This is a genomic window from Tolypothrix sp. PCC 7601, from assembly GCF_025677855.1.
Taxonomy (GTDB): Bacteria; Cyanobacteriota; Cyanobacteriia; order Cyanobacteriales; family Nostocaceae; genus Aulosira; species Aulosira diplosiphon.
In genome coordinates, this window is sequence record NZ_CP064879.1 from 6605906 (window position 1) to 6623608 (window position 17703).

General features: G+C 40.9%; 18 protein-coding genes and 1 tRNA gene. 10 read left to right on the forward strand and 9 right to left on the reverse strand.

The window, feature by feature from the left end; translation table 11 throughout:
• Positions 1–470: 470 nt before the first annotated feature.
• A complete protein-coding gene (locus HG267_RS26615; RefSeq protein WP_045872432.1) occupies positions 471–1169 on the forward strand; it encodes a response regulator transcription factor in 699 nt (232 codons plus the stop codon).
• A gap of 49 nt (positions 1170–1218) precedes the next feature.
• Here the strand turns inward: HG267_RS26615 and HG267_RS26620 are convergent, their stop codons facing one another.
• Positions 1219–2580 (reverse strand): cysteine desulfurase-like protein, encoded by a 1362-nt coding sequence (locus HG267_RS26620; RefSeq protein WP_045872246.1) that lies wholly within the window; start codon positions 2578–2580, stop codon positions 1219–1221.
• 116 nt (positions 2581–2696) lie between these two features.
• On the opposite strand from HG267_RS26620, the gene HG267_RS26625 reads away from it, so the two are divergent.
• Positions 2697–2849: a hypothetical protein gene (locus HG267_RS26625; protein WP_155539437.1), complete on the forward strand. Its 153-nt coding sequence runs from the start codon at positions 2697–2699 to the stop codon at positions 2847–2849.
• Here HG267_RS26625 and HG267_RS26630 read toward each other — a convergent pair.
• From HG267_RS26630 to hppD, 4 genes are all read right to left on the reverse strand, one after another.
• Entirely contained in the window at positions 2839–3753 is a 915-nt protein-coding gene (locus HG267_RS26630; RefSeq protein WP_045872247.1) for an ATP adenylyltransferase family protein, read from the reverse strand. The two genes, HG267_RS26625 and HG267_RS26630, sit on opposite strands and share 11 nt — an antisense overlap.
• A gap of 29 nt (positions 3754–3782) precedes the next feature.
• Positions 3783–4169, reverse strand: a complete 387-nt coding sequence (locus HG267_RS26635; RefSeq protein WP_155539439.1) for a hypothetical protein — start codon at positions 4167–4169, stop codon at positions 3783–3785.
• 77 nt (positions 4170–4246) lie between these two features.
• A complete protein-coding gene (locus HG267_RS26640; RefSeq protein WP_045872433.1) occupies positions 4247–5902 on the reverse strand; it encodes an alpha/beta hydrolase in 1656 nt (551 codons plus the stop codon).
• Positions 5903–6124: 222 nt separating this feature from the next.
• Positions 6125–7264 (reverse strand): 4-hydroxyphenylpyruvate dioxygenase, encoded by a 1140-nt coding sequence (hppD, locus tag HG267_RS26645; RefSeq protein ID WP_045872434.1) that lies wholly within the window; start codon positions 7262–7264, stop codon positions 6125–6127.
• A 619-nt stretch (positions 7265–7883) separates the two neighbouring features.
• Between hppD and HG267_RS26650 the strand changes: the two genes are divergently transcribed.
• Positions 7884–8333: a hypothetical protein gene (locus HG267_RS26650; protein WP_045872248.1), complete on the forward strand. Its 450-nt coding sequence runs from the start codon at positions 7884–7886 to the stop codon at positions 8331–8333.
• 36 nt (positions 8334–8369) lie between these two features.
• Here HG267_RS26650 and xth read toward each other — a convergent pair whose 3' ends face one another.
• Positions 8370–9158, reverse strand: coding sequence for an exodeoxyribonuclease III (gene xth, locus HG267_RS26655; protein ID WP_045872249.1), 789 nt, complete (start codon positions 9156–9158; stop codon positions 8370–8372).
• 454 nt (positions 9159–9612) lie between these two features.
• Here xth and HG267_RS26660 point away from each other — a divergent pair, with 454 nt between their 5' ends.
• From HG267_RS26660 to HG267_RS26675, 4 genes are all read left to right on the forward strand, one after another.
• Positions 9613–10680: a glycosyltransferase family 4 protein gene (locus tag HG267_RS26660; protein WP_096621830.1), complete on the forward strand. Its 1068-nt coding sequence runs from the start codon at positions 9613–9615 to the stop codon at positions 10678–10680.
• Positions 10681–10733: 53 nt separating this feature from the next.
• Positions 10734–10919 carry a hypothetical protein gene (locus HG267_RS26665; protein WP_071989446.1) on the forward strand — a complete coding sequence of 62 codons (186 nt, stop codon included), beginning with the start codon at positions 10734–10736 and terminating at the stop codon, positions 10917–10919.
• Positions 10920–11060: 141 nt separating this feature from the next.
• Positions 11061–12089: a zinc-dependent alcohol dehydrogenase gene (locus HG267_RS26670; protein WP_045872250.1), complete on the forward strand. Its 1029-nt coding sequence runs from the start codon at positions 11061–11063 to the stop codon at positions 12087–12089.
• Between the two features lie 294 nt (positions 12090–12383).
• Positions 12384–12995: a hypothetical protein gene (locus HG267_RS26675; protein ID WP_045872251.1), complete on the forward strand. Its 612-nt coding sequence runs from the start codon at positions 12384–12386 to the stop codon at positions 12993–12995.
• Between the two features lie 137 nt (positions 12996–13132).
• Here HG267_RS26675 and HG267_RS26680 read toward each other — a convergent pair whose 3' ends face one another.
• Positions 13133–13501 carry a hypothetical protein gene (locus HG267_RS26680; RefSeq protein WP_045872252.1) on the reverse strand — a complete coding sequence of 123 codons (369 nt, stop codon included), beginning with the start codon at positions 13499–13501 and terminating at the stop codon, positions 13133–13135.
• Between the two features lie 315 nt (positions 13502–13816).
• Between HG267_RS26680 and HG267_RS26685 the strand changes: the two genes are divergently transcribed.
• Together HG267_RS26685 and HG267_RS26690 are read left to right on the forward strand one after the other, a co-directional pair.
• Complete coding sequence (locus HG267_RS26685) at positions 13817–15448, forward strand: CocE/NonD family hydrolase (protein WP_045872253.1); 1632 nt, start codon at positions 13817–13819, stop codon at positions 15446–15448.
• A gap of 48 nt (positions 15449–15496) precedes the next feature.
• Entirely contained in the window at positions 15497–15982 is a 486-nt protein-coding gene (locus HG267_RS26690) for a YcxB family protein (RefSeq protein ID WP_045872254.1), read from the forward strand.
• A gap of 31 nt (positions 15983–16013) precedes the next feature.
• Here the strand turns inward: HG267_RS26690 and HG267_RS26695 are convergent, their stop codons facing one another.
• On the reverse strand, positions 16014–16649 hold the full coding sequence (locus HG267_RS26695; RefSeq protein WP_045872255.1) for a YybH family protein: 636 nt from the start codon (positions 16647–16649) through the stop codon (positions 16014–16016).
• 241 nt (positions 16650–16890) lie between these two features.
• Between HG267_RS26695 and HG267_RS26700 the strand changes: the two genes are divergently transcribed.
• A tRNA-Pro gene (locus HG267_RS26700) sits at positions 16891–16964 on the forward strand.
• 187 nt (positions 16965–17151) lie between these two features.
• Here the strand turns inward: HG267_RS26700 and HG267_RS26705 are convergent.
• Positions 17152–17631: an ankyrin repeat domain-containing protein gene (locus tag HG267_RS26705; RefSeq protein WP_045872256.1), complete on the reverse strand. Its 480-nt coding sequence runs from the start codon at positions 17629–17631 to the stop codon at positions 17152–17154.
• Positions 17632–17703: the final 72 nt, after the last annotated feature.

The following is a 17703-nucleotide window of genomic DNA, read 5'->3' on the forward strand; positions in this document are numbered from 1 at the left end:
TCTCCCCCAAACCCCCGATTGGGTGACGGTTGCGTCCCCCAAACCCCCTCCAAAATTATTGTTCTGTTTTTTGTTGAGTAACTAGTTTTTTGGTTTTGTTATCAATTAATTTTCTTAACTGAACTAAACTGTATTTCTTCATACCCATTACCCATTCCCCATTACCCATTCCCCAAAAACATGACAAATGTCATGGAACAACATGACAAATATCATCTTCAAGTCGTGACATTTATTCGATGGAACTTACTTATTAGTTCCGATAAATTAAACCTAGAAAGAAGTTGACTACTTCAATCCCGATTGTTTGCGGTTAAGGGAGAAAGGACGCAGAAAGAACCTTTCGCCCTTACCCTTTACCCTTTTTACCAAACTCAATATCAATTTCAAAAAAGCATACCGACGATAGACATTTTCCAATACTGATTATGAATAGCTTTATTTATGAATATTTCCAAGAGGTAGAATTTATGAAAATTGATGAATCTGCTAAAATTCGCCTATTAATTGTTGACGACCAAAGCTTGATTCGTCAAGGATTAAAGGCAATGCTAGAACAGGAACGTGATTTACAGGTAGTGGGAGATGCGGAGAATGGCAAAGTTGCCTTAGAAATGGTTGCACAACTCCAGCCTGATGTGGTGTTAATGGATATTCGGATGCCGGAAATGGATGGACGAACTGCTACAAAATTAATTGTAGAAAACTATCCCCATATCAAAGTTCTAATTCTCAGCACATTTGATGATGATACTTCTTTGGCTGGGGCTATGCGGGCGGGTGCAAAAGGATATTTGCTTAAAGATATGCCTTCCAGCGAGTTAGCAAATGCAATTCGCTTTGGACATTATGGCTATACTCAATTTGGCCCGGGGTTATTTGATAAACTTTTAGCGAAAGAAACATCTCCAGCCGAAACTAGTGAAAGTTCCGCGCCTGCAAAGTTATCAGAACTCACTGCACGAGAACAAGAAGTTTTGCAGTTGATTGGCGTAGGCGCAACCAACCGCGAAATTGCTCAAAAGCTATATATTACTGAAGGCACAGTAAAAACTCATGTGACAAGTATTCTCAACCGTCTCAATCTCAAGAATCGGTCACAACTGGCGATTTATGCAAATACTATAAATCACAAATCTGCTGAGGGGGAGGTAATCGGTAATAGGTAATGGGTAATGGGGAAAGAGACGCGATTAATCGCGTCTCTACAAAACTTGACTAGACCGCAATTTCTTGTAAGGCTTGCAATAGTTGCTCAATTTCCTCGGCTGTGTTGTAGTGTGTGAGTCCAATTCGCACTAAACCACTGGTAGGTTCTATGCCTAGTTTTTCGATCAGAGCGATCGCATAAAAATGACCATGCCAAGAAAATATTCCGCGATCGCCTAATGCTTTGGCAACAGTTGCGGGGGTTTGTCCGGCTAATCGAATTCCTACTGTTGGGGTTCGCCAATTAAAGCGCTGTGGATCGGTAATGCCATATAACTTTAAGCCAGGAATCGCCAACAATCCCGGAATCAGTTTGTGACTCAATTCTCTTTCATATTGTTGAATGCTGGACATCGCTGCTACCAAAGCCGCCCGTCTGCTGTGATAAGCAGATGTAATTGCAGGTGTCGCTGAATCTGCAGAAGTGAGGAAGCTGGGACAGTGGAATGTTTCTATACCTTCCTTATCCGCTGCGATTAAGGCAGAAATTAACTCGTTATCAACGTTAGGTGATACATGACAACCCAATTTTGTCAAGTAATTTATTGCCGCTACTAACCCAGCCAAGCCTTCATAATTCAAAGTTCCAGTTTCCCAGCGCGATGGGACATCATCAGGAGCGGGTTTGACTTTATATGGCGTTAATCGGGCAAGATGCTCACGCTTACCATACAAAACCCCTACGTGGGGGCCAAAGAACTTGTAAGCGGAACAGGCGAGAAAGTCGCAATCCAACGCATGAACATTGAGAGGCGCATGGGGCGCATAGTGAACAGCATCAACAAATACTAATGCGCCCACAGCATGAGCTAAACGCACAACTTTAGGGACATCGTTAATTGTCCCCACTCCATTAGATGCAAAGCCAATTGCGACTAACTTTGTACGTTCATTAATTAGCCGTTCCAGTTCACCCATATCGAGGGTGCAGTCTTCCACATTGAAACCCACCTCACGCACAACCACGCCTTTTTCCTCCAACGCATACCAAGGGGAAACATTGGCGTAATGGTCAAGCTGTGTCACAATAATTTCGTCGCCTGCTTGCAATTCTCGACCAATAGCGCGACTGACGCTAAAGGTAAGGGTGGTCATATTAGCACCGAATACCACCTCATCACTATGACATCCCAGAAAATCAGCCGTAGCAGCACGCGCCGCCGTCAACAGTGCATCTGTGCGCGCGCTAGTCGCAAAAGCCCCATGAGCATTAGCGTTTGACCTTACTAAATAATCACTGATAGCATCAAGCACTGCACCCGGTACTTGAGTTCCACCAGGGCCATCACAAAAAATTACAGGCTTACCATTAATTGTTTGTGTGAGTGCGGGAAACTGGCCGCGTATCCATTTCAGGTCAAAGTGATGCATAATGATTCTCCTGAAATTATGAATTATGAGTTATGAATTACGAATTAAAGCGGCTTTGACACATCAGTATTAGTGATGCTGCAAAAGATAACACATAAATTTTGGGACGGCACTTGTTGGGGAATGGGGACTGGGGACTGGGGATGAGGAAGCAGAGGAAGCAGAGGTGCAGAGGAAGCAGAGGAGCATGGGAGAATAGCCATTACTCATTACTCATGCCCAATGCCCAATGCCCCATGCCCCATGCCCCATGCCCAATTACCAATTAACAAAACCCACATTCTTAAGAATATTCATTGGCCCTTGGTCTTTAAGGAGTTGCATTTGTTGCTGATTTCGCACTAATAGCGCACCTGCAAAACCTAGTGAGTTAACAGAAATGAACTCGTATTCTTCTTGCGATCGCGGTACGATTAACATCCATTCTCGTGTTGCTAAAAGGTTGTACGCACCAGATTGTCTATGATCGTTAACCGCAGCTATCTCTACAGCATGGAGTAAAGCATAATATAGTTCCATTGTAGTTTTTGCGGCTGGTAATGGCGACTCTGCCCACTGGGAATTTAAAGCTGCAAAAGCGTGTTTAAAAGGTAAACCTGGTATGGTTGCAATCGCATCCTGAAATTTTGCTTTTGCTAACAACGGCTGAATAGGTATTGCATCACCTGAAGTTGTCAAAGGTAAAGGTACGATTTGCAAATGCTTGTGTCGCTGACTGGCCCCTGCAACTTGACCACCGTTATAAAATGCTAAACCATCATATTCCGCTAAACAAGCCCACATTGCTGCAAAATCTTCTAAGGTAAGTAGGCTTTCTTGTTCCTCAAAAGCGCGAGTAATAATCAATATATGATGGTCAACAACGTTAAATTTATTCAGGAGACATACATGAGTTTCAGAAATATCTGCAACAAATAAATCTTCTTCGTATGGGAGAAAAGGATTAAAATCCTTACCGGATGTGGCGGTTTGTTGAGCCTGTTTTTTCTTGGCTGCATCCTTACGCACAAGATTTGCCAAAATCCTCACCAAGAAACGTACACCATCCTGCTCAATATATTCAAAATCCGTTGGTATCGACAGCAACGCCCCACATTTCAAAGCAGATTCAGTACGTTCTATGACACTTTGCCATAAAGTGCCAGGTTGCAACAATATTTTTCCCTCTGTCATTTTTTTTCCTTCCGGCTCGGTGAAACATTTTAGCAGGAAGCGCTGGGGACTGGGGACTGGGGACTGGGGACTGGGGATTGGGGACTGGGGACAAAGGGACTGGGGACAAAGGGACTGGGGACAAGGGGAATAACAAAGGCCAAATGCAACTTAGTTGTAAGGCGATACATTAACAATGTAGGGCGATACATTAACAATGTAGAGCAATACATTAACAATGTAAGGCGATGCATTAACAATGTAAGGCGATGCATTAACAATGTAAGGCGATGCATTAACAATGTAGGGCGATACATTAACAATGTAGGGCGATGCGATCGCATTGTCGCTCGATACAATGACATTGTTAGAGGTGCGATCGCCTTCCAGCAAAAAAATTCAATTATGCGTTGTCGCAAATCCTCCACAGTCGCCAATCCCCAATCCCCAATAAATTACTATTACCAATTACCCATTCCCCATTCCCCATTCCCCCTTACCCATTCCCCATTCTTTATTCCTCACTCTTAATATATTGCCTAACTACTAGCATTGCTTGTGTAGGAATTCTAGTAACTAAGCGAATGGGAAATGCTTGAGTGGAAGCAAATTGAGCATAATCTGGTGTGAGAAAAGGTTCATATTTTTCCGCTTCAGGAGTTCCCTGGGCTGCAAAAGCTAAAGCGATCGCTTGCAAATATTTACGAATATCTGCAGCTTGTTCGCCTACAACTTCTCCACCAGATAAGACTGTATTGAGCTTTGTGGCTTGATCCATTGTGGTACTGGGGTCTTTGACGCTCAAATGAGTACCGCCAAGTATACCCACTAGCCATTTAGGAGATGGAATTTTAGTGAATCCTATTACTTGTTCGGGTAAAGCTGGAAGCGTTTTATCTGCGGAAGCCGCCCAGATTAAGGTAGGTACTTTCACCTCTCTCAGTCCATTTTTACCAAACATTAAAGAAGAGGTCGGACTAAGTGCGATCGCTCTTTTAATTCTCTCATCTCGTAGCTGATATTTATTAGCTGGTAATTCTTGAGCAACGCATTGCAGGGTTTCTCCAAAACTAAATCCAGCTACATTCTTTTTACAACGCTGTTTGAGTTCTTCTAATTGTAATTCCGCTCCTGCAAGTGATAAGGCTGTCCCACCACCAAAGGAATAGCCAATTACCATAGCGTTATTCGTGGCGACTTTTCCCTGTAAGGGACTAGTAGCGGTTTGGTTGAGTTTTTCTAGTTCATCAAGGACAAAACTAATATCTTTGGGACGATCTAAAAACTCTTGGGGTTGGATAAACCTAGTGTTATTTTTGAAAGCTAAGTTGGTATATGTCTCATTACTACCCGGATGTTCTAGGGCTGCTACTATATAGCCATGAGATGCTAAATGTTGCGCCAAGTAGCGCATATCTGTACGCACCGATCCGAAACCATGACTAAACACAATTACAGGTTTTTCTGTGGTTGAAGAGTTTGACCAATAAACATCTACAGGAATTTTGCGGTTGCGTTTTTGGTCATTTAATTCCAAACCTAGAACCTGATATTGAGCTACTCCCGGTGCGCTAGGATCAATAGAAAAAGATAGTTGCGATGTGATGGGGTTGAGTTGCGGTGCGATCGCTAGCATAAACTGTTGCGTCAGCCAAAAACCTGAGTTTAAATTGCTGGCAACTCTAAATGATTGCGGTAAATTTATTTCTAAGCGTTGACTCGGATAAGATTTAATAAAAGATAGTATAGAAAGTCCATCGGGTGAAGTGGAGCCTAAGACGAATCCGGCTCTTAATGCTTGTACGCCAGCACTATCTTTTCTGACTAAAGCCGTAGATAGATCGTTGAGAATTGCTGTCCCAATTTGCGTATTCAATAAGCGACTAATAGCGACCACGTTTAGGGGTATCTTCATTCTCAAGGCCCCTAATATGGAACGGCGTTGTTCTTCCGGTAACTTATTGGTGAAAAGTGCTATGTCTCTGGGAAACTCTCCAGTTTCCGCAGCTTTTTGCAAATCGGCTACAGCGAAGGATTCTGCAAACGGGCCATATCTCACTACAACTGTTTCCGCCGCTTTTGCAGAGGTAGCTGTCCCTAAAATTTGCGCGATCGCAATTGCACAAAACCCACCTTTCACGGTTTGTAGATTTCCCCAGATTCTTCCCATTAACATCTTTTTTTTACCATGCTTAGGGGAATATAGCTGATATTGGTGTATGTTACTACCCATGCTGTAAAAAATCTTAGCAGGTGTCGTTCAGCATAGAGAGTTTACATAGGTAGCATAAATTTGCATCAAAACTTGCCTATTTTAAATTTTAGATTTTAGATTTTGGATTTTGGATTGCTTTTCCATACCACTGCTTTTGCTAGCAAAACTCTTCAATTTTTAGCTAAAAGGTAATAAATTACCACGGGCTGCTTGCTCACGCTCAATGGCTTCAAATAAGGCTTTAAAATTACCATTACCTAGCCCTTGTGCACCTTTGCGTTGAATAATTTCAATAAAAAATGTTGGTCTAGTTACTAATGGCTTAGTGAATATTTGCAGGAGATATCCTTTTTCATCTCTATCGAGTAAGATTTTCAATTCTCGCAACGTCTCTATATCTTCATCAATTTGACCAATGCGTTGTTGCAAATTCTCGTAATAAATATCTGGAGTTTCTAAAAATTCCACACCATGATTACGCAATTCTGTGACTGCTTTCACAATATTATTGGTTCTGAGGGCAATATGTTGCACACCAGGGCCATAATGAAAATCTAAATATTCCTGAATTTGTGATTTACGATAGCCTGCTGCTGGTTCATTAATGGGAAATCTAATTTGACCAGTATTATTTTGCAAAACTTTTGACATCAACGAAGAATATTTAGTAGAAATATCATCGCTAGTAAATAGTTGACTCTCTTGCAAGTCTAGTACTTTGCAATAAAAGTCTGCCCATAAATCCATTTTGCCTAATTCGACATTAATCACAATGTGGTCAATATCAAATAAACCAGCATAATTGTTGCTTGATATATTGGCAATCGGCTGATATTGAGGCGCAAAATTGCTATAGTTATGACGCTCGATAAAAGAATGAACTAGGTCACCGCTATAACTTTTGATTGTTGCTTTCACAAGATAACCATTTTGTTCTTGAAAAATCGTCGGTTCTAGTATTGGTTGTGCGCCACGTGCGATCGCAGTTGCAAAACAAGCACGAGCATCATCTACTTGCAAGGCAATATTATACACTCCGTCACCATGTAACCTCACATATTCGGCTACTGGCCCCTCTGGTGTTAGCGCCGAGGTAAACACAAAGCGGATATTTGATTGTGCGACAACATACGAACTGCGATCGCGCATTCCAGTTTCCAATCCCGCATAGGCGATCGCCCTAAAGCCAAAACATTTACAATAAAAGTAGGCTGCTTGCTTTGCATTACCTACATAAAATTCTACATAGTCAATTTTTTTTAATTTGATGGAATCCTCTTCTGGCAAAGGAAATATTTTATTTTCTCTAGTTTGCATGGGTAATTCCTCTATTTTACTAGATATCATTAAATACCAATTTTTGAACAATATATTTGCATATAATTAGCAGTATATAATGTAACTGTTTTCCAGTACATTTAAATTGGTTTAGTAATGTATAATTTAATATAAAAAATAATTTTATTTAATACATAAATTGGCAGTTTAGAAGGAAAGTTTTATTAAAGAATCCCTCTATGGTTAGATTGATTGGATTTTTTATATGTCAAAAAGCCGATACATTTGAAATATTTGCGCCATAATTGTGCGGAGATAAATATGCATAATCAAAATTTAAGACTGTAATTTATTTATCATTTATTATGATTCAAAAAATAATACCCTAGATAGTTTGCCTTCAGTCTCAGTTAGTGCAATATAGTTAGATAGTACTGTTAAATCAAAGCTTGCTGATAAATTTATTAGCATCATTATAATCAGTAGCGATCGCCACAAAACTTAATTGAATTATTACTTATCTTAATAGTAACAAGATGCTTTAAAAAAATGTAGTGGAAGGTGATACTTCTGTTCATAAAAATCTTCTCACTACTAAAGCTGCATTAACATTGCCCATCAGATAGCAGCAATTGCATCAACAATTACTGTTGAATTTATGCGTCGCCCATTTCTCTATTTTTTGCTTTTCCTAATTTCACTAATAATTTTAACTTTATGGTGGCCTATCAATGATTCTGTTTGCGATGCCGAAGCATTCCTGTCATCAAAAACCCAAAAATTCCAAGTACAGGCGGCTAAAGTTATCGTGCAGCCGTGGCGTGGTAAACATCATGTCTATGGAGTCTTCATGGTTCCTAACGAATACAAGGAAAGTCCATTTTTTGTATTAACTGTTAAAGGTTTTGGCAATGAATGTGCCAAACCATTTGGCTACAAGCAATACTATGATGGTATATCTGCCGCCCCAGGAACTCATTTATTGAGAGAATATATCAGAACTCGTACTGCACTGCGCCTAATTCTTCAAGGTTTATATAACCAATTAAATGATAAAAATAACTGGACTTTGACTTATCCTCAGCCAGAACAAGGTAGGATGCGTTAGCGCAGCGTAACGCATCCGTAAGCTTTTCGCGCGTTACTAAATCCCCAATTCCACAACTACAGGTGTATGGTCGCTGGGTTGAGTCAATTTTCTCGGTGCGACATCAATCATGCAACTCGTTGCCCGCTCATACAATACTGGTGTGAGATAGTGATGGTCAATCCGCCAGCCTAAGTTACGCTGAAAGGCTGCGGTACGGTAATCCCACCAGCTGAAGTGACCGCCTTCAGAGGTGAATTTACGAAAGGCATCAGCAAATCCCAGTGTCAGTATATCTCGCAAGGCTTGGCGTTCTGCTTCAGATGCCATGATGTGATTGTCTGGTTTGGCTTTATCGTGAATATCCTTATTTTCTAAAGCAATATTAAAGTCACCGCATACACAGATAGCAGGATGTGATTTTAATAGTAGTTGCAAATACTCCCGTAGTACTGTTAACCAACGCAGCTTGTATTCGTATTTTTCGCTACCTATAGATGAACCATTGGGAACATAAAGATTGACAATCCTCACATTATCAAGGACTCCAGTAATTACACGTTTTTGCTCGTCCCATTCAGGTTGTAAATTAGGCACAATTGCGGTGAACCCAGTACTTATATCTAACAAAGGTTGTCGGCTGATTAAAGCTACACCGTTGTATGATTTTTGCCCTGATATATATACTTGATAGCCTAAGTCTTCAAAAGGCGATCGCGGAAATTGGCTATCAGTTACTTTTGTCTCTTGCAAGCAGAGAACATCCACAGGATTTTGATTTAACCAATCAATAACTTGTTCTAAACGAATACGGATTGAGTTCACGTTCCAAGTAGCGATTTTCATTGATCCCGAATTTACATAATTTAATTAATAATCATTAATGAGAGGGATTTTTACATTTTTTTAATATTCATGCAACCTCTAGGTTATAAGCGCTTTTCCATCAATCAGAATTGAAAACAATTGATCCCAAGGGAGAATTTAGTATTTTCAGCTACAAATTTTTCCAATCAGTAGGTTAAGTTACAGAATAGGTCGAATTGTCTCAATGATCCCCAAGACAGATGAAATTATTCAGCAGTAGATTGTACATTGGTATTGTAGTCGCAAGGGGGCAAATACGGTTTATCTGAAATTGTTTGGTGCTGTTGCACAGTACGGTTAACCGATATTGCACTTGTGGGCATGAACTTGGTTAATTTAAATTTCAGAAGCTTAATTATAAGTTCTTCGCCCCCCAAGTTTAAAGTTAAGTTCTCATTTGCAGAACAACATTAATCGGCTGAACCAAAACATTATGAAGATCGCTCAAGTTGCCCCCTTATGGGAAAGAGTTCCCCCCCCTACATATGGAGGAATTGAACTGGTAGTAAGTCACTTGACCGATGAATTAGTTCGTCGTGGTCATGAAGTTACTTTATTTGCCTCCGGCGATTCCCAAACTCTGGCTAATTTGGAAGCAGTTTATCCCCGAGCATTACGCTTAGACCCCCATGTCAAAGAGTATGCAGTTTATGAAATGCTTGAACTGAGCCAAGTTTACCAGCGAGCCAAGGAATTTGATATTATTCATTCCCATGTAGGCATCTCGGCATTGTCTTTAGCGAGTTTAGTTCCCACTCCGACTGTACATACTCTGCACGGCAGCTTTACTAACGACAACCGTAAAGTTTATCGCCATCATCAAAAGCAACCATACATTAGTATTAGTAACGCTCAACGGCAAGTAGACTTAAACTACTTTGGCACTGTTTATAACGGAATTAATCCTGATGATTATCCGTTTAAAGCCCAACCCCAAGAACCAGAATACTTGGCATTCTTAGGTCGCTTTTCCCCCGAAAAGGGGCCACACCATGCGATCGCAATTGCAAAGCAAACTGGTTGGCGCTTAAAAATGGCAGGAAAAATTGATGCAGTAGACTCGAAGTTTTTTGAACAAGAGATTGCTCCCCACATTGATGGTCAGCAAATTCAATATTTAGGCGAAGTCAACCATGCCGAAAAAGCTGAACTTCTGGGCAATGCTGCCATAACTCTTTTTCCCATTACCTGGCAAGAACCTTTTGGTTTAGTCATGATTGAATCAATGGCAACTGGTACACCTGTAATTGCCATGAATCTCGGTTCCGTACCAGAAGTAATTGCCCAGGGTGAAACAGGTTTTATCTGCCAAAACTATGAACAAATGGCACAGATGATTCCGCAAGCTTTAAACCTCAATCGCCAAACCTGCCGCCAATACGTAGAAAACAAATTTAGTGTCAGCCAAATGGTTAACGGTTATGAAGCCGTCTACAAGCAAATTATCAAGGATCGCATAACTTCCAATGGCCGCATTCATGCTGCCAAGATTCAGCTTTAATTAACAAAAATTTTTTTTCACATTTCAACAACCTTTTTAGGGAGGACATCGGTATGAGTATGAGAGCCAACACTTGCCCCTGTTGTGGTGGTTCCCTCCTGCGCCATATTCGGCATAGTGAAGTGTATTGGTTTTGTCTATCTTGCCGACAAGAAGTACCACTGTTAAATTTGAGCCGGATGTCGAATGTGGAAACCCGCAATACAGGTGTTCTTCCCCAGCCTACAGCTAATTCTTAGGGCAATATGTTTGTAGTCAGGGCTAAAATCCTAAATTTTGTAGCACCCAATTGTTAACTACAGACCTATGGAATTAAGGCTGACTTGTGACTGACTCCACCTGGTAAAATCAGGTGGAGTTACTCATTTAGGTCAAAAGCTGTGTTAGCAGCCTTACTTTATGGTCAAGAAGATTTACGCTTAGAGCAGGTATCCGATCCGACTCCGGCTGCTGGTGAGGTAGTGATTAAGGTGGGGGCGGCTACAACTTGCGGTACCGATTTAAAAGTCTGGCGGCGTGGTGGTCATGCCAGAATGCTGAAACCACCTACTTTGTTTGGTCATGAAGCAGCTGGGCAAATTGTCGCCCTGGGTGAAGGTGTTACAGGTTGGCGAGTAGGCGATCGCATTGTTGCGAATAACTCTGCTCCATGCATGAATTGTTTTTTTTGTCAACGACAAGAATATTCCCTCTGCCCAAATTTGACTTGGAATAACGGCACCTTTGCGGAATATCTGAAAATTCCCGCGCCGATAGTACAGCATAATATGCTGCCCATTCCCAATGACTTGCCCTTTGCATTAGCCGCCATGACAGAACCCCTAGCTTGTGTATTGCATGGCGTAGGGCGTACCGAAATCAAACCCGTAGATCGGGTAGTAGTGATCGGGGATGGGGCAATTGGGCTCATGTTTGTCGCTGCCATAGCTGATAGTGCCAAAGCTGAGGTATGGCTATGGGGCGGTAACGACCAAAGATTAGAAATTGGTAAAAAGTTAGGTGCAGCCAAAACATTTAACTATCATCAAATTCCCGACATTCCCGGCGTAGTCAAAGAACACACCCAAGGATGGGGCGCAGATGTCGTCATTGAAGCCACAGGAGTACCCAGCGTTTGGGAAACTGCGATCGCTTGTGCCCGTCCTGGTGCAACTGTTAATTTATTTGGTGGTTGTCCACGAGATACAACTATTACAGTCAACACAGAACAGCTACACTATAGCGAACTTACCCTAAAGGGCGTATTTCACAACACCCCCAAATATGTACGCGCAGCCCTAGCATTAATAGCTAGCCATAGACTACCTTTAGAACTACTCATCAGCGAACATCGTCCCTTACAAGATTTAGCGCAAGTATTTAATGATATGAAAGCGCGCAAGGTAATTAAAGTAGCGCTGACAGCGTGAGGGAATGGGGAGATGAGGGAGATGAGGGAGATGAGGGAGATGAGGGAGATGAGGGGGATGAGGGAGATGAGGGAGATGAGGAAGCAGGGGGAGAATAAATTACCAATTACCAATTACCAATTACCAATGCCCCATGCCCAATGCCCCATGCCCTAATCCGTAAAAAAACTTACAAATTCAGCAATCTTTTTTAAATTTATATGAAATAATCTTGCCAAGAAACGGGAAAACTATATTCAGCACCCGATTGGGAGTAGCTAATGGGGTGATTTCATATAATTCCCGATTGAGAAAATGCTAAACAAATCTCTGCTTAATTGCTTAATTTTGCCGTTGTCTCTGGTTTCTTGGCTATCGGTGGGAATGCTTGCTGATTCCAAAGCCAATGCTTTACCAGGGCAAAAAACTGAAGAAGTAACTACCTGGATTCAAGCACATCCTACACTACGTCCCCACAGAGGAGAGCGTTTATTTGTACAAAAGACCGATACAGCAGCCCAGCGATTCACTTTTTTAGCATCGGTATTACCGCCAGGTAAAGTTGCATTTACTAAAGACCGTAGCATGATTCGTTCTGAGCGCATTACTATGTATGATGCTGTTAACGGCATGACATTTGAGCGCTTCCAAGAAGCTTTACGAATAATTTACGGGTTGGATATTTATCAAGATTTTGAACGTGCCCAGCTACTATATAAATATCCCAATGAGAGTGCAATTAACTCAGCCCGATTTGCCAAAACTCCCATTAGAGAAGCGTTACAAGGAGAATTGCGTCTAGGCGATCGCTATGCTTATTGGATAGAAGTAGCCCAGCCTAAGGAAGGTAAGGCTTTCACTGGTCAAATGACTATTTTACTTAAAAGTGATTTAGACAAATTAGAAGCAGAACTGCGAAATCGTTAAATAGATTGAAATTTGCAGCCTTATGGCAATTTTTATAGGATGGGTTAGATGCACAACAGTTTAGGGTTGTACCCAAAATTCTTGAATGCGTGCTAACCCGCCATTATCTTTTTGATTGCAAGTTTTCATGGTACTGCCTATACTCCCCCAAATCCGCCAGAAGGTGGAGTTTGCCATTTAGTAGAAAAGATACTTTCGGCTGCTAAAGCAATTCGCAACAAATCTTCCTTCAACAATGGTGGCCAATCAATCCCAGCCCTGCGTCCGCCAACAAATAGTTGTGAAGGCTTAATACTTAACTGAAAAAGAGCGTAAGCTAATTCTCTATCGAGACTAGAAGCTTCTTTGAGGGCCTCAAACACCACTTTTAACGCCAACAAAATCGAAGTGATTTGACCGGGAACTGGCGGTTTTCCCTGCTGCATACGCATTAACAGGGAATCTGGATTGTCCTCGGTGGTTATTGTTTGGTCTATGAGGATTTTGCGAGCTGTTTCGTAATTCATGCATTCACCTTACCCCAGATTTTGCCTCAGTAGTAATACTTGGTAAAAAAATGATTAATCCTTTACCAATGTTTGATAATTTACCCAAACAGGGTGTATCTAATATAGTTCGGTGAAGGGGAAAAGGGGAAAGGCAAAAGGGGGAAAGATTTGATTTACCTGTGAAATAGTAGGCGCTTACAGCAGTTTTTACGATTATAAATTCTCCCCCCTGCTCCCTGCTCCCTTGCCCCCTTTTCTCTTCGTGGTGCGATCGCAGGTCTCTGTGTAGCTCTATGCTGATCTATGGTGCCATTGATATATTCTTCCAGACTCATGTTCAAAGTACTTCCCAAACAAACAGCCTCAATGCATACACGTGATGGCGTGCGGTTAGATGCAGATATCTATCGTCCCGATGCGGCTGGGGAGTTTCCCATATTATTAATGAGACAACCTTATGGAAGAGCGATCGCATCAACTGTGGTTTATGCCCATCCTACTTGGTATGCGGTCCAAGGTTACATCGTAGTAATTCAAGATGTCCGAGGGCGAGGTACTTCTGAGGGAGAATTTAAATTATTTACCAACGAAATTGCAGACGGCGAAGATACAGTAAATTGGGTTGCAAACCTACCTCACAGCAATGGCAAAGTTGGGATGTATGGTTTTTCCTATCAAGGAATGACACAACTGTATGCTGCTGCTAATCAACCAGCTGCTTTAAAAACTATTTGCCCAGCCATGATTGGCTATGATTTGTATACAGATTGGGCTTATGAAGGTGGCGCATTCTGTTTGCAAACTAATCTAGCATGGGCAATTCAATTAGCTACCGAAACCGCCCGTTTAAGAGGAGATAAGGTTGCTTATCAAGCATTATTTACCGCCTCGCGAAATCTTCCTTTAAATAATCCAGAAATTTTGCAACATCTTGCACCAGAATCTTTTTATCATGAGTGGTTTGCCCATCCCCAAGCAGATAATTATTGGGCAGAACTGTCACCCAAACGCTATTTGCAAAGCGTTGATTTACCAATGTTCCATATAGGCGGGTGGTTTGATACTTATTTGCGGGGAACACTACATTTATATAAAGATATGGCAGCGCGTAGCACCACACCCCAACATTTATTAATTGGGCCTTGGGCGCATTTACCTTGGGGTCGTAAAGTTGGTAATGTTGACTTCGGCCCCAAAGCCGCCAGTCCTGTAGATAGGATGCAAATTCGCTGGTTTGACCAGTTTCTTAAAGATGTCGATACAGGTTTACTCAAAGAAGAACCTGTATGCTTATTCGAGATGGGAAGTAATATTTGGCGAACTTTCCCCAAATTCCCAACACCAATTCAACAATCCTATTACTTATCAACTACTGGACTAGCCAGCATCCGCGAAGACTCCGGAACTTTAATCGAAAATCCAAAATCTAAAATCCAAAATTGTGTTGATGTATTGGTTCACGACCCTTGGCGACCAGTTCCTGCTTTAGGCGGTCATGCAGCCATCCCTGCGGGAGTATTTGAGCGATCGCATCTTGATTTACGCTCTGATGTATTAACTTACACTACTGAACCACTAGAGACAGACTTGCATTTAGCAGGGGATGTCATAGTAGAAATCTTTTGCAACGCCGATCAACCAAGTTATGATTTGTGTGCAGTGCTGTCCGAAGTTCATCCTGATGGGCAAGTATATAATATCACTCAAGGATATGTGCATTGTCGAGAAGGCGCAAAACCCCCGACCAAAATTCAACTACAAGCCACTTGTGTGCGAATAGCTAAAGGTAATGCTTTACGTCTGAGTTTGAGCGTTGCTTGTTTTCCCGCCTACTCCATGAATTCTGGGAATAGTGCAATAAATAGTAGCGAAATTTTACTAAATGCACAAATTATTACTTTAACTGTGAGTTGCGGAAATGAGGCGACTTCTCGTGTTGTATTACCTATTGTGGCAGATATTTAAAAGCAGACAAGAGTATCAGGATAACAAATCATCAATACGAAACCAACTATGCAGATTAAAACTAAAACTTTTCAAATTAGTGCTAAAGAATTACGAGGGATTATTGCGACCGATTATTATAAACGCATGAAAGTTTTCTTCATCATCTTGTTGATTTTAACATCAATTAATATAGTTCTAGCGGTAATCCTGCAAAGATTTGATTGGTGGTTGATATATTTCTTAGGTTTAATAGCCTATTTTTTGTCTGTACCTCTGTGGATGCGTTTGCAGGGAAGAACATCTGCCTTAAATTTTCAAAGTAGATACTGTGAAATGGATGAAAACTTTTTTACCATCTGCTTTGAAGACGGCAGTCTAACAAAAATGCGATACGAACATTTTATGAAAGTAGTTAAAAAAGGGGAATATTACTTCTTGTATATTACAAAAGCGCAATTTCACTACTTACCAGTAGCCGCTTTTGAATCAGAAAAGGATATACACAGATTTGATTTATTTTTAGAAGGTAAACAACTAATCAAATTGTGGTAGATTGCAAGGCAAAATTCCACATAACTAAGAATTACGAACTACGAATTCCTCTCGATTTGCGGCGTAATACAAACATTAGGACTACTCCTAACAAAAAGCCACCTATACCTGCGATCGCAGCCATAGTCTGACCCCATCGCTGCGTAGCATTTAATACCGGGTTATTCAGCATATTCGAGGAGAAATGCAGGGATTGAATCGTCCATTTATCTTGGGCTTTTTGCAGAACTGCTGTCCAACGCAACGCCATATCAGCTGCTTTACCATCTTTAAAATAGAAAGATGCGATCGCATCTCCTGTAGAAACATCTATTTCTGGTGAAAGAAATGTTCTGACAGGTTCTCCTTTAAGCTGCATTTTGATATCTTTGATCGTATTCGAGAATTGCTGATTCCAGTACTTCTCAAACTCAGGCACTTTGTGAAAAACTTGGTTATCGACTGTTGTGATCGTAAAACTTGGGTGCAAGTAAGGTTCTATTTTAGAAAAATCGCGAGTATTTAGGGCTTGTAGCGCAATGTCTCGGGTGCGAATAATACTGTTGACATCCTGCTGATTAACATCTGCCAAAGCCGATTGAGGTATATTCCAAATTACTAGTGCGAACAAAATACTCCAAAGTAGCTGGCTGTATCTATGTCTGGCTACCCATAGCTGTTTCAGCATATAAAAATTTTTAAATTGAGTTTAATTGAGCGTAATTTACCAAATTATTTACCACTGTGAACAGTACTGGTTAATCAAATTAATTTTTATCAGTTCCTAGCAAGTACTTTAGTGCAGAAAAATCTAGGACTCAAGTTCTGAATGCTAAACTCTATGGTAGAAAATTCATTCCTAACCTTTATTTATTTTGTAAATTGTCAAAGTTTGTGATAAAATCTTTCAGTGATGGTAATTATTATGCCGGGATGTAGCGCAGCTTGGTAGCGCACTTCGTTCGGGACGAAGGGGCCGCTGGTTCGAATCCAGTCATCCCGATTTTTGTTGTAGATTAACTAATTAGTTCGTTTAACTGAATTGAGCTATCAATATTCACAGCTTACACTGAGAGAGTTTTTTTACAAACTACCCGACTTTTCAAACAGCCGCTTAAGTTTCAGTCAGGTTGTGATTCCCTGACTGAAACTTTTTTAAGAAAGTGCAAATCTTGTTATTGCTTGATTAATTAAGAACTAGCTGCTTTGAGAATTTCAACAATCTCTTTATGCCTACTCTGAGTTGCTAATTCTAGCGGTGTAGCACCGTTATTCCCTTTAATATTTAGATTAGCGCCTGATTTTACTAAAATCTTGACACCCTCGATATTATTTTGCCAAACAGCATCATGTAAAGCAGTATAGCCGTTATAAGGGCCTTGAGCATTGATATCAATACCATTATCAACTAATACCTGCATTACTTCTGGATGTCTTAAATAAGCAGCTGCGTGTAGTGCAGTGGCTTTCATACTGGAGTCTACAGCATTAATATCAGCACCAGCATCTATTAGCAACTTTACTATTGCTGCATTACCGTTGGCAGAACTTACAATTAACAAGCTATTACCACTACTATCCGTTTGGTTGACATCCGCACCTTGAGCAATCAGTTGTTTTGCCAGGTTAATATCATTAGTCTTGACTGCGTCTACTAATTTTTTACTCATATTTTACCTATTTCAACATTGCCTATTTGATACCCAAAATTTTCACCCAATGGTCAAGCCATAAACTCCCGG